Genomic DNA, 12,083 nt, shown 5'->3' on the forward strand with positions numbered 1-12,083 from the left:
GTGTTAGTCAAAGGTGCCAGCCACACGGCCCAACAGCATGAAAGCGCGCGCGGTGCGGGTTTCGCCCAGCGATGAAATATCCGTATCGCTTGCCTCTTCCTCGAACTCGGCCAGCATCTGATCAAAGCGGCGCAGAAAGTGATGGGCCGCATCGCGAAAGATCGGATCCTGCTTCATCCGGGCGGAGGTCAGGGCAAGGGAACTGCGGTCGCGGACCCCGCCAAGGGCGGCCACGGCGCGGCCACGGGTGCCTTGGGCAAACTGACGCCAGATCTCTGGACGGGCCATATCGGGGCGCAGATCGTCCATGTAGATGCCATCCTGGCTGAGCAGGGTCAGCACATCCTGCGCGGCCTGAATAACCTGTGCAGCCTTACGATCCTGCAGGGCCAGACGCAGCGCGGCAAAGCCTTCCTCATCGTCTGCGGTTTCCGGAAAGTTCAGCGCGCGGATCAACTGGGTGGAGGGCAGCGGAGTGGCCAGATCCTCGGCGGGGGTGCCAAGTGCCAGAAGCCCCTGATCGGTCACCTCGCCCCCTGCTGCGGCGGTGGTCGAGATCCCCGGCATCGGCCGGTCACGGCGGCTGGTGTGGAAGGTGGCAAGGGCGGTTTCCGTCTTGCGGGTCGCGGCGGCGATTTCATCCAGCTTGCGCGTCACCGAGGGTTCGGCAACCGAGGCCGCCTGCTGGGCATGGGCAATATAGGCGTTGCGCATCCCGTCGATGGCAGCGTGAAGCCGTTGTGATTCATCCCGCATCACCTGCGCTGATCGCAAGGCGATGGCGCCCACCCAGATCAGCAGCACCGGCAGGATCACTGCGACGATGCGCAGCAGAATATCCGGCCATCCCGCTGCTGGCGCGTCTGCTGTGCCACCCAATACAAAGATCGCAACCACCGCCAAAAACCACAGGGCGCTGAGCCCGAGTGCTGCGGCCTCGATCAGGCCAAAGACTGGTCGTTCCGGTGGCGCATCAAGGGCGCTGGTGGGCGGCGTTGCGGCTGGGGAACTGGAACGGGTCATACTGTTGCTCGGAAACAGGGGTGTACTGGGTTGGCATATGCCGCAGGGTGCGGCGGCTGGGTGAGGTGGGCGGGGCGCCTGCATGGCGCGCCACGCCGTTGCAGTGAGTTAGGCGTAGATGATCTTGAGGATCTCATAGGCGCGGTCCCCACCGGGAGTGCGGACTTCGACGCTGTCGCCTTCTTCCTTGCCGATCAGGGCACGGGCGATGGGGGATTTGATGTTCAAAAGACCGGCTTCGATATTGGCCTCATGTTCGCCGACGATCTGCCAGGTCTTCTCTTCGTCAGTGTCTTCGTCGACGACGGTGACCTTGGCGCCGAACTTGATCGCACCGGAAAGTTTGGCCGGGTTGATCACATCGGCCAGCGACAGGATGCCCTCCAGCTCTTTGATGCGGCCTTCAATGAAGGACTGTTTTTCGCGCGCGGAATGGTATTCGGCGTTCTCCGACAGGTCGCCCAGTTCACGGGCTTCGGCGATGGCCTTGATGATCGCCGGGCGTTCCACCGATTTCAGGGTCTTCAACTCAGTTTCGAGGGCGGCGTGACCCGTGGGGGTCATCGGGATCTTTTCCATGTCTGTGTCCAGATATCGTGTCAGGTTTGGCCACCAGGCGTGGCGGTTCGCGTCTATAGGAAAACCGGTTGTCTCACTGCCGAACTGACAGCGGGACAAACCGGTTGTGTCGTATTTACCTGACCCAATCCTGCCGCCGAATGCAAGAGGGCGGGGTTGTCTGTCCACAGCGATTTCATGCCAACAGGCGGAAAACTCCGCTTTTTTAGACGCCCCCGGACAGAGGGTCGGCGAGAAACTTGCAATGTGTCGGCCGACTTCGGTCCGGTTTTGTCTTCACCGCGGCAGCGTCTTGGTGCGGTCAGAGAACCTCCGGTAGGCTGGATGTTCTGCCTGTGATGCTGTGGCGGGGCACCCGTGGCCGGGGATCCAGCCGTTGCAGCAAGCTGATCAGGCGGCTGATCGGGGAAGAGTGTCGGATCCGTTGCAGCTGGCGTGTCGTCGCGCGCTGCTGTGACAATATCGTCGGGGCCGGGTGCCGCCGCTGGGTGGGTAATACCGCGCGCGGGTGGCTGCTGTGCCAGAGAAGATCAAGCATCATATTGTACCACCTCGAATTCGATATTGTCCCGGTCTCGGAAATAGAACCTGCGACCCGGTTCATAGTCGTGATGCTCGCCCGGGGTGAAGCCAGCCGCGCGGACCCGTGTCTCAACGGCGTCCAAATCGTCGACAACAACGGCGATATGGTTGAGACCCCCGTTGATGGCGTAGCTGGTCGGGGCCTCGGTCAGGGGGGCCGGGGGGCAGTACAGCGCCAGATAGCTGTCAGCCTCGCCCACGTGCAGGCTGTAGCCGCCGCTGATGGCCTCCCCCTGCCAGCGAATGTGCCAGCCAAAAATATCCTGCATCCAGGCGGCAGTGCTCTCGGGAGAGGACACGGTGATGTTTGCGTGTTCAAGACGTACGGTCATGTCAGGCTCCTTTGTGTTTTCTCTTGCCTGATTGAGTCGTAATTTCTAAACCTAACTTTAGCTCAAGCATTTTTTTTTTGTTTGGTGATTTTTCTCGGCCCGCAGGCTGAGACGCGACGGAATCTCAGGGACTAGTAGGGAGTATTTCATGGCTGCATCTCACGGGTTGACCATCGGCTATCTGGCGGAACGCACAGGCCTGGCGGTATCGGCAATCCGCTACTATGAGGCACAGGGGCTGGTTGAGCCTTGGCGCAACACGGGCGGACAGCGGCGGTTTCACCGGGCGGATCTGCGGCGGTTGAGTTTCATTATGATTGCGCAGAAGTTCGGCTTCACACTGCCGGAGATCCGCGACTTTCTGAAAAGCCTGCCGGGCGGGCGGACCCCGACCAAGGCTGACTGGACCAATCTGTCCGCCGCTTTTCGCAGCCATCTGGATGCCCGAATCGAAACGCTGGAGCGTTTGCGCGATAATCTGGACGGCTGCATCGGTTGCGGTTGCCTGTCCTTGCCCACCTGCAAGCTGTATAATCCCGATGACGCGGCCGCTGCCAAAGGGCAGGGACCGCGCTATCTGATGGGGGATAAGCCCTCAGAGACGGTGAACGACGGGAATACTCTTCCAAATGACGAAAACTGACGCTCGAATTGTCGCATTTGAGGGTTCTACAGCAGTGTAACGTAGAGTTTGGATTGACCAGTGCCTCTGCCACCCGCTAAGCAACCGCGAAACAAAATTACGCCAAGGATACGCCACCCGCACGGGATGGCCCAGACCTACAGCCAAGGAGCCCGCAATGGCCGAGATTGAACGTGAAGCGATGGAATACGACGTTGTGATCGTTGGGGCAGGCCCGGCTGGTCTGTCTGCGGCGATCCGACTGAAGCAACTGGACAGCGACCTGCAGGTCGTGGTGCTGGAAAAAGGCTCCGAAGTGGGTGCGCATATCCTGTCCGGTGCGGTGCTGGACCCGTGCGGTCTGGATGCGCTGATCCCTGACTGGAAGGACAAAGGCGCGCCGCTGAACGTGCCGGTCAAGGACGACAATTTTTACATGCTGGGTGAGGCGGGTCAGATCCGCATCCCCAACTTCCCGATGCCGCCGCTGATGAACAACCACGGCAACTACATCGTCTCCATGGGCAACGTCTGCCGCTGGATGGCAGAGCAGGCCGAAGAGCTGGGCGTCGAGATTTTCCCGGGCATGGCGTGCTCCGAGCTGGTTTACGGCGACAACGGCGAAGTCAAAGGCGTGGTTGCCGGTGTCTTTGGTCTGGAAGCGGATGGCTCCTATGGTCCCAACACCGAACCGGGGATGGAACTGCACGGCAAATACGTGTTCCTGTCCGAAGGTGTGCGCGGGTCGCTGTCCAAGGAAGTGATCGCCAAATACGGCCTCTCTGATGACAAAGAGCCGCAGAAATACGGCGTTGGCATGAAAGAGATCTGGGAGATTGATCCCGCCAAGCACAAAGAGGGCTCTGTCACCCACACCATGGGCTGGCCGCTGGGCTCCAACGCGGGTGGTGGCTCCTTCATCTATCATCTCGACAACAATCAGGTTTACGTCGGTTTTGTAGTCCACCTGAACTACAAGAACCCGCATCTGTATCCCTACATGGAATTCCAGCGCTTCAAGCATCACCCGATGGTGGCTGAGCTGCTGAAAGGGGGGAAGCGCGTCGCCTATGGCGCCCGTGCGATCACCGAAGGTGGCTATCAGTCGATGCCGAAGCTGGTTGCGCCCGGCGTGGCTCTGCTGGGCTGCTCTGCCGGTATGGTCAACGTGCCGCGCATCAAGGGCAACCACAACGCCATGTTGTCGGGCAAAGCCGCTGCCGAAGCGGCCTTCGACGCGATCAAGGCTGAGCGTTCGGGCGATGAGCTGGCCGACTATGAGGTCAGCGTGCGCGACGGTGCCATTGGCAAAGACCTGAAGATGGTGCGCAACGTGAAACCGATGTGGTCTAAGTGGGGCCTCACCGCGTCGCTGATGCTCGGTGGTCTGGATATGTGGACCAACAATATTCTGGGCGTGTCGCTGTTTGGCACCCTTGGTCACGACAAGAACGACGCCGAGGCGACCGAAGAAGCCTCCAAACACAAGCCGATCGACTACCCCAAGCCCGATGGCGTGCTGTCCTTCGACCGTTTGACCAACGTGGCCTTTGCGGCGACCAACCACGAGGAAAGCCAGCCGTGTCATCTGCGTCTCGGCAATCTGGACACGCCAATCAGTGTTAACCTGCCCAAATTCGCTGAACCTGCGCAGCGTTACTGTCCGGCCGGTGTCTATGAGGTGGTCGAAAAGGATGGCAAACCGGAGTTTGTCGTGAACTTCCAGAACTGCGTTCACTGCAAGACCTGCGATATCAAGGATCCGAGCCAGAATATCACCTGGACCACGCCTCAGGGCGGTGACGGGCCGAACTACCCGAACATGTGATCGTGTCGCGAGCGGTTTCGGCGGGTATTTGCCGGAATAATAGGGGCAGCCTGCGGGCTGCCCCATTGCGTGTTAAGGGGTGGCGCTCTACGCTTTGTGGCGAGGCAGATATTGACCAGTCACCAAAGAGGAGGCCCCCCGTGCCCGTCCGATTCTTTCGCAGCCTGACATGTGCGGCCGCCCTTGCCGCGACGACCACCCTGCCTATGGTTTTGCAGGCCGATGCGGCGCATGCAGATGGGCTTGCCGGGGCGTATCTGGCGGCGCGGGCGGCGACATTGGATAGCGATTTTCAGGCCTCGGCAGATTATTACAATCGGGCGTTGGTGCGCGATCCGCAGAACCCGCTGCTGATGGAGCATGTGGTCTTTGCGCGGCTGGCGCTGGGCGACGTCAAAGGGGCAGCGCCGGTTGCGAAACGCCTGTCCGAAATGGGCGCGCGCAGTCAGGTTGCCAATATCGTCATGACCGCGAGTCTGGTGATGGCCGAGGACTACCAGACCATCATTGAGCGCGTGACCTCGCAGCAAGACGGACAATATGAAATCAACGCTCTGGTGGATGGGCTGCTGTTGGGCTGGGCGCATCTAGGGGCTGGATCGGTGAGTGATGCGCTGGCGCAGTTTGACCAACTGGGTGAGAAAGAGGGGCTGGGCCTCTTTGCGCGCTATCACCGCGCCTTGGCGCTAGCATCCGTTGGCGATTATGAAGGGGCGGAGGCGCTCTTTGCCGCCGATGAGGGGCAGCTGACCAATACCTCACGCCGGGCGGTGATTGCGCGGCTTGAGATCCTGTCTCAGCTGGGCCGCAACGAGCAGGCGCTGGAGGTTCTTTCCGAGGCTTTCAGTGGACAGCTGGATCCGGGCCTGGCGGCTATGTCAACGCGGCTGAAAGACGGTGAAACCCTGCCGTACGCGCTGGCCGCCACACCGCAACAGGGCATTGCCGAAGTGTTTTTCACCATGGGTGCTGCACTCAATGGTGAGATGGCGGATGATTATGTGCTGATGTATGCACGCGTCGCCGCGGCGCTGCGTGAAGATCACGTGGATGCGCTGCTGCTGGCAGCTGAGTTGTTTGACCAATTGGGCCGCTATACGCTGTCGATTGATCTCTACAAACAGGTGCCACGCGATCATCCCGATTACCACGCGGCTGAACTGGGCCGGGCTGAGGCCCTGCGTCGTGCAGCCAAGCCGGATGCTGCCGCAGAGGTGTTGCAGCAGTTGGCGCGTGATTTCCCAAATGAGGTGCCGGTTCATACCAATTTGGGTGACCTTCTGCGCCAGCAGGAAGATTATAACGGCGCGGTCGCCGCCTATGATACCGCGCTGGATCTACTGGGTGAGAGCGTCGAGGGGCGCTGGTTCCTGCTCTATGCCCGCGGAATCTGTCACGAGCGGCTGAAGAACTGGGAGCAGGCGGAGGCCGATTTCCGCTCAGCTTTGGATATTCGCCCCGATCAACCCCAGGTGCTGAATTATCTTGGCTATTCGCTGGTGGAAAAGCAGATCAAACTGGATGAGGCCCTCTCGATGATCGAGCGCGCTGTCGCAGCACGGCCTGATGCGGGCTATATCGTCGATAGCCTTGGTTGGGTCCTTTATCGACTGGGGCGCTATGAAGAAGCGGTTGGCCATATGGAGACTGCCGTTGAGCTGATGCCGGTGGATCCGGTGGTGAATGATCATCTTGGCGATGTTTACTGGGCCGTTGGTCGGGCCCGTGAGGCTGAATTCCAGTGGAAGCGGGCGCTGTCCTTCATCGACCCGGAGGACACTGACAGCGAGGCCGACCCAGAGCGTATTCGCCGCAAACTGGACGCCGGGCTGGATGCTGTGCTTGCGGAAGAGGGTGCAGCGCCGTTGAAGGTTGCCCATGACGGTTGAGGCCTTTGCCCCGGCCAAGATAAATCTGACCCTGCATGTGACTGGCCAGCGCGCAGATGGCTATCACCTCCTTGATTCGCTGGTGGTTTTTGCTGATATCGGTGACCGGATCACGGTTGCTGTGTCGGATCAGCGATCGCTGCAGGTGACCGGGCCGATGGCAGCAGGCGTGCCGGTGGATGCCGGCAATCTGATGATGAAGGCCGCAGCGTTGATGGATCCTGCGCGGGGTGCTGCGCTGTCACTGGAGAAAAACCTGCCGCCCGCATCTGGTATTGGCGGTGGGTCCTCTGATGCGGCGGCGACTCTACGGGCACTGTCTGAACTGTGGGGGCTGCCCATGCCGGGTACGCAGGATGTTCTGCCGCTGGGTGCCGATGTGCCGGTCTGCATGTCGCCGGGCACGCAGCGGATGCGCGGGATCGGTGAGCGGCTGGACGGTCTGCCGCCGCTGCCAGACTGCGCGATTGTGCTCATCAATCCGGGCGTGTCTGTTGCCACGCCTGCAATTTTCCGCGCGATGGGCAAACGGGACAACCCGGCCATGCCTGCCGAGTTGCCGACCTGGGACACAGTTGGGAATTTGGCGGTATGGCTCAAGACACAGCGCAACGACCTTCAGCTGCCAGCGATCCAACTGGAGCCGGTGATTGGAGAGGTTCTGAAAGCGTTGTCTGGGACGGCGCCCCTGTATCACGCCATGTCTGGTTCGGGCGCGACCTGCTATGGTCTCTACCCAACAGAGGCAGAGGCGCAGGCCGCCGCAGACCATTTGCGGGTGGTGCATCCTGCGTGGTGGGTGCGCGCGGGGCGTTTGCTGGCCTGAGGCCCTGATACCGAAAAGCCAGCGCATGGGCGCTGGCTTCGTTTTGGCGAAATCACCACTTTATTTTTGCGATATCAGGCGAGCCGGGCCACCACGTAATCGGCCAGATCATGCAGCATCTGGCGGATTGGGTCATCGGGCAGCGCGGTCAATGCATCCTGCGCTTTTGCCACCCAGTCCATGGCGTCGCGGCGAGTTGCGGTCAGGGTGTCGTATTTGTCCATCAGCGCCAGTGCGTGATCCAAATCGCCCTCGTCCTGGCGCCCTTTCTCAATAGTCCGGACCCAGAATGCACGCTCCTCTGCGGTGGCCTGCGCCACGGCCTTGATCACGGGCAGGGTCAGCTTGCGTTCGCGGAAATCATCACCGACGTTCTTGCCCGTCGCGGCGCTATCACCTTGATAGTCCAAAAGATCATCTGCGATCTGAAAGGCGATTCCGAGGGCGTCACCATAGGCAAAGAGGGCATCAACCTGCGGCTCAGGCGCGCCTGCGACAACACCACCAGCCTGCGTAGCTGCTGAGAACAATGCCGCGGTTTTGCCCCGCACAACCTGAAGGTAGATGTCCTCGTCCGTGGCCAGATCACTGGCAGCGGTCATTTGCAGGACTTCACCTTCGGCGATGGTGGCAGAAGCATTGGCGAGGATGTCGAGAACCCGCAATGATCCCGTTTCCACCATCAACTGAAAGCTGCGGGCAAACAGGTAGTCGCCGACCAAGACGGAACTTTTGTTGTCCCAGAGGAGGTTTGCCGTCGGGCGACCGCGGCGCTGGCCGCTTTCGTCCACCACATCGTCATGCAGCAAGGTGGCAGTGTGGATGAACTCCACAGTGGCTGCCAGTTTCACATGGTTGTCGCCGCTGTAACCACAGAGGCGCGCTGCTGCGAGCGTCAGCATCGGGCGCAGACGTTTGCCGCCGGCCTCAACCAGATGGGCCGTCACTTCTGGAATGCGCGGGGCGTGTTTGGACGCCATCCGGGTCTGGATCAGCGTATTCACCGCTGCCATTTCGTCGCTGAGTGTCGCGGCCAGCATATCATGCGGCTTTTGCGTCAGGATTTGATTCATTGTTTTCCCGCTTGCAAGGCTCGACAAGGCGCGGGCCTTGCCCTTAGATCCATCCCTATGAAGGAACTTTTGCGCAGCACCGACCCAACCATTATGGCCTTTGCCACCGCCCTTCTTGAGGGTGAGGATATAGACTGCTTTCAAATGGACGTAAATATGAGCATCCTTGAAGGCGGCATCGGAATCTTCCCCCGCAGGCTGATGGTGCGCAGCGATGATCATGCCGCTGCCGAGCGCGTGATGCGCGACAATGATATTCCGTTGCGCTGATGCCCGGCTTTGATGACGCGGCGCTTAGTCAGGATGCCTTCCTGGGGGGGGAACTGCAGCTGTTGCAGCCAAAACAGGGATATCGTGCCGGCGTGGACCCGGTGTTGCTGGCTGCGGCTGTCCCTGCACGCCCTGGTGACCGGGTGCTGGAGCTGGGTTGCGGTGGTGGGCCGGGCCTGCTGTGTCTGGCGGCACGGGTGCCGGACCTGAACCTGACCGGCGTGGAGCTGCAAGCCGACTATGCGGATCTGGCGCGACGCAATGCCGCGCTGAACTCTGTCGATATGACCGTGGTTGAAGCGGATCTGGCGGAGTTGCCGATGGATCTGCGGCAGCAGCAATTTGACCAGGTTATCGCCAACCCGCCCTATTACCGCGCAGGCGCGCACAGTCCTGCGCAGGATGTTGGGCGGCAAATCGCGCTGGGTGGCGCAACCGAATTGAGCCTCTGGTTCGACACGGCTGCGCGGCGTCTCTCTCACAAAGGGTATCTTCATATGATCCAGCGGGCCGATCGCCTGCCGGAAATGCTGGGGGCCTGTCTGGGACGTTTGGGATCGCTTGAGGTTCTGCCATTGGCCGCCCGTGTGGGCCGGAGCGCTGAGCTTGTTCTGCTGCGCGCGCGCAAGGGCGGGCGTGCGGGTTTCAAGCTACACGCGCCACTGATCCTGCATGATGGTGAGGCGCATCTGTGTGATGCGGAGAGCTACCGGCCGGATGTCCGGGCGGTCCTTCGGGACGGATGTGCGCTGCCCTGGCCCCGCTGAAATTTCCGGATGATTCGTGAAAAATCCGGGCCTCATTAGGCGGGTCCCTGCCGAAATGACGGTTTCATGACAAAATATATGCTTCTGCAGCGTGACAGGGCAATATTCTTGTGTTCCACTCAGTTTGTACGCAACACGCTCAAAGAAGGAGGAATGACATGAGCCTCAGCTCGCATCTCACCGAACTTAAGAAGAAGCACGAGCACCTGAGCATGGAAGTCGAACACGCGCAACGTTCGCCCGCGACAGACGGGCTAAGTATCGCGTCGATGAAGAAGCAGAAACTAAAGCTGAAAGAAGAAATTGAACGCCTTTCGACGGAGGAGCTAGCCGTCTGAGGGGCACCTTGTCTCCCGTGTGACCTGCGGCCCCACCGCTGCGGTACCGGGAGCTTGAAAGTAGGATGTGAGGGGGTCATCAGCGCGGCTGGTGACCCCTTTTCGATTGCACCCGCTAGGACAGACCTCTGTTGGCGCGGGCGGCAATAACAGCTCCGCCCGTGATCAGGCAGGCTGCAATGGCCAGCGTCCAGGTGGCAGGGGCAATTCCGATCAGCACCAGGATCAGGGTTGAGAGAAGCGGCGCCGCATATGAGCTGGTGCCCAGCAATTGGATGTCGCCCTGTTTCACACCGATGTCCCAGACGTAGAACGCCAGCCCAACCGGCCCCAACCCCAGCGCCAGTGTTGCGCCCCAGCCTGCGATGCCAATTGGCCACTGGCTGTCCTCGAGCGCGAAATGCAGCAGCCAGGAGGCCACGGCCGTGATCAGACAGAACACGGCAACTGTGCTGGTGGGCGCGGTCCCGAGCCGCCGCGCCAGAACGGAATAGCCGGACCACGTCAAAGCGCAGAGCAGCGCCAGCGCGTATCCCGGAAGGGCAGCGGCATCAAACTCCGCGCCGCCGCCGGTGATAATGGCGGCGGCCCCTGCAAACCCCAAAATAGCCCCGAAGAGATGTCCGGCCCGCAGGGTCTCACCAGGCAACAGGCCGGAGAACAGCACGATCAGCAATGGCCAGAGGTAGGCGATCAATCCGGCCTCAGCGGCGGGGGCCAGCCGCAGGGCAGAAAAATAGAGCGCGTGATAACCAAAGAGGCCCAGACTGCCAAAGAGGTAGACCCGCCAAGACACCGCCCGCAATGCGGTAAGGCCGCCACTGCGCCAGCACCAGACCAGCCCCAGCGATCCGCCGATGGTGAAGCACAGCGCATTCAACAACAGTGGCGGGGTTGGGGCCGTGCCAACGGTGAAAACCGCCAGCAGTGACCAAAGCAGCACAGCGATAAATCCGATGGCGGTTGCGCGATTTCTGCTCATGTAAGGCTGTCCACGGAGACGATGGTCAATCCCTCCGATACTTCAGCCGTCTTTTCGATCTCGGCGAGGATCCAATCTCGGAAGGCGACAATTTGCGGGCGGTTCTCGGCTCCCTTCTGGCACAGAAAGCTAAAGCGGGCCTTGCCTGTCAGTGCCGCTCTGAACGGTGTAACCAGCCGTCCTTCGGCGATATCCTTCACCACCAGCGCACGTCTTCCCAAGGCCACTCCGGCACCGGCCAACGCCGCGTCTACCGCGTGATCGGCGTTGCTGAAGCGCGCGCCATGGGTCGGAGTGAACTCCTCGCCCATCATCTTGAACCAAGCTGCCCAATCAAGTTGTGGTGACATGAAATTCAGTGAATCATCATGTATCAACGGCGCATCCTTCAGCGCAGCAACCGTGGGGTATTGCCTGGCGATCTCCGGCGTCATCACCGGCATGACCCATTCGACCGGAAGCGGCATCGAATAGACATCCGGGTAGGGGCCATAGCCAAAGCGGATGGCCACATCCACGTCGTCACGCATCAGGTCAACCCGGCGCAGGCTGGCGGAAAACCGAAGATCAATCTCCGGATGGGCGCGGGCAAATTCATAGAAACGCGGGGCCAGCCATTTGGCAGTGAAGGCAGGGCCAGCGGTAACCGTCAACGCGCCGTCGTCTTGTAGGCGCAGGGCCGTGCGCCACGCGGCGGTCAGAGCCTGGAACCCATCGGATGTTCCTGGCGCAAGGGCGGTTCCGGCGGCGGTCAGCTCCACTGCGCGGTTTAGCCGACGAAACACCGGTGTGCCCAAATGCTCTTCAAGTGATTTTATCTGGAACGACAACGCGGCGGGCGTCACGTTGAGCTCCTGCGCAGCCCGGGCAAAGGACATGTGGCGGGCAGCTGCCTCAAAGGCACGTAGGGCGGTCAGTGGGGGAAGACGGTCCGGCATCTGACATCAGTAATACTTAACTGAAGCCGTGAAA

13 protein-coding genes are annotated in these 12,083 nt (G+C 60.8%); 7 read left to right on the top strand and 6 right to left on the bottom strand.

Annotated elements, in window-relative coordinates; genetic code table 11:
* Positions 1-3 precede the first annotated feature (3 nt).
* The 3 genes from phaeop14_RS01235 to phaeop14_RS01245 all read right to left on the bottom strand — a co-directional run bounded on the left by phaeop14_RS01235 (position 4) and on the right by phaeop14_RS01245 (position 2,516).
* Positions 4-1,023 carry a hypothetical protein gene (locus phaeop14_RS01235; RefSeq protein ID WP_096788514.1) on the bottom strand — a complete coding sequence of 340 codons (1,020 nt, stop codon included), beginning with the start codon at positions 1,021-1,023 and terminating at the stop codon, positions 4-6.
* A 108-nt stretch (positions 1,024-1,131) separates the two neighbouring features.
* A complete protein-coding gene (greA, locus tag phaeop14_RS01240; protein ID WP_024098515.1) occupies positions 1,132-1,602 on the bottom strand; it encodes a transcription elongation factor GreA in 471 nt (156 codons plus the stop codon).
* A 530-nt stretch (positions 1,603-2,132) separates the two neighbouring features.
* Positions 2,133-2,516 (bottom strand): VOC family protein, encoded by a 384-nt coding sequence (locus tag phaeop14_RS01245; protein ID WP_096788515.1) that lies wholly within the window; start codon positions 2,514-2,516, stop codon positions 2,133-2,135.
* A 148-nt stretch (positions 2,517-2,664) separates the two neighbouring features.
* Here phaeop14_RS01245 and soxR point away from each other — a divergent pair, with 148 nt between their 5' ends.
* From soxR to phaeop14_RS01265, 4 genes are all read left to right on the top strand, one after another.
* Entirely contained in the window at positions 2,665-3,159 is a 495-nt protein-coding gene (soxR, locus tag phaeop14_RS01250; protein ID WP_040171288.1) for a redox-sensitive transcriptional activator SoxR, read from the top strand.
* Between the two features lie 157 nt (positions 3,160-3,316).
* The gene (locus phaeop14_RS01255; RefSeq protein ID WP_040171285.1) at positions 3,317-4,966 is read left to right on the top strand and encodes an electron transfer flavoprotein-ubiquinone oxidoreductase; all 1,650 of its coding nucleotides are present in this window, start codon (positions 3,317-3,319) and stop codon (positions 4,964-4,966) included.
* Between the two features lie 140 nt (positions 4,967-5,106).
* Positions 5,107-6,855, top strand: a complete 1,749-nt coding sequence (locus tag phaeop14_RS01260) for a tetratricopeptide repeat protein (RefSeq protein ID WP_096788516.1) — start codon at positions 5,107-5,109, stop codon at positions 6,853-6,855.
* Complete coding sequence (locus tag phaeop14_RS01265; RefSeq protein ID WP_096788517.1) at positions 6,845-7,681, top strand: 4-(cytidine 5'-diphospho)-2-C-methyl-D-erythritol kinase; 837 nt, start codon at positions 6,845-6,847, stop codon at positions 7,679-7,681. The genes phaeop14_RS01260 and phaeop14_RS01265 overlap by 11 nt, the downstream gene beginning before the upstream one ends.
* A 74-nt stretch (positions 7,682-7,755) precedes the next feature.
* Here phaeop14_RS01265 and phaeop14_RS01270 read toward each other — a convergent pair whose 3' ends face one another.
* Positions 7,756-8,754: a polyprenyl synthetase family protein gene (locus phaeop14_RS01270; RefSeq protein ID WP_040171280.1), complete on the bottom strand. Its 999-nt coding sequence runs from the start codon at positions 8,752-8,754 to the stop codon at positions 7,756-7,758.
* A gap of 57 nt (positions 8,755-8,811) precedes the next feature.
* On the opposite strand from phaeop14_RS01270, the gene phaeop14_RS01275 reads away from it, so the two are divergent.
* The 3 genes from phaeop14_RS01275 (at position 8,812) to phaeop14_RS01285 (ending at position 10,129) form a co-directional block, all read left to right on the top strand.
* Entirely contained in the window at positions 8,812-9,024 is a 213-nt protein-coding gene (locus phaeop14_RS01275) for a putative signal transducing protein (protein ID WP_024098507.1), read from the top strand.
* Positions 9,024-9,791, top strand: coding sequence for a tRNA1(Val) (adenine(37)-N6)-methyltransferase (locus phaeop14_RS01280; protein WP_096788518.1), 768 nt, complete (start codon positions 9,024-9,026; stop codon positions 9,789-9,791). The genes phaeop14_RS01275 and phaeop14_RS01280 overlap by 1 nt, the downstream gene beginning before the upstream one ends.
* 158 nt (positions 9,792-9,949) lie before the next feature.
* Positions 9,950-10,129: a YdcH family protein gene (locus phaeop14_RS01285; RefSeq protein ID WP_014873441.1), complete on the top strand. Its 180-nt coding sequence runs from the start codon at positions 9,950-9,952 to the stop codon at positions 10,127-10,129.
* Between the two features lie 115 nt (positions 10,130-10,244).
* On the opposite strand, the gene yddG is transcribed toward phaeop14_RS01285, so the two are convergent.
* Entirely contained in the window at positions 10,245-11,111 is an 867-nt protein-coding gene (yddG, locus tag phaeop14_RS01290) for an aromatic amino acid exporter YddG (RefSeq protein ID WP_096788519.1), read from the bottom strand.
* Positions 11,108-12,049, bottom strand: coding sequence for a transcriptional regulator GcvA (gcvA, locus tag phaeop14_RS01295; RefSeq protein WP_096788520.1), 942 nt, complete (start codon positions 12,047-12,049; stop codon positions 11,108-11,110). Before gcvA ends, yddG begins: the two co-directional genes overlap by 4 nt.
* Positions 12,050-12,083: the final 34 nt, after the last annotated feature.

This window comes from Phaeobacter piscinae, from assembly GCF_002407245.1.
Taxonomy (GTDB): Bacteria; Pseudomonadota; Alphaproteobacteria; order Rhodobacterales; family Rhodobacteraceae; genus Phaeobacter; species Phaeobacter piscinae.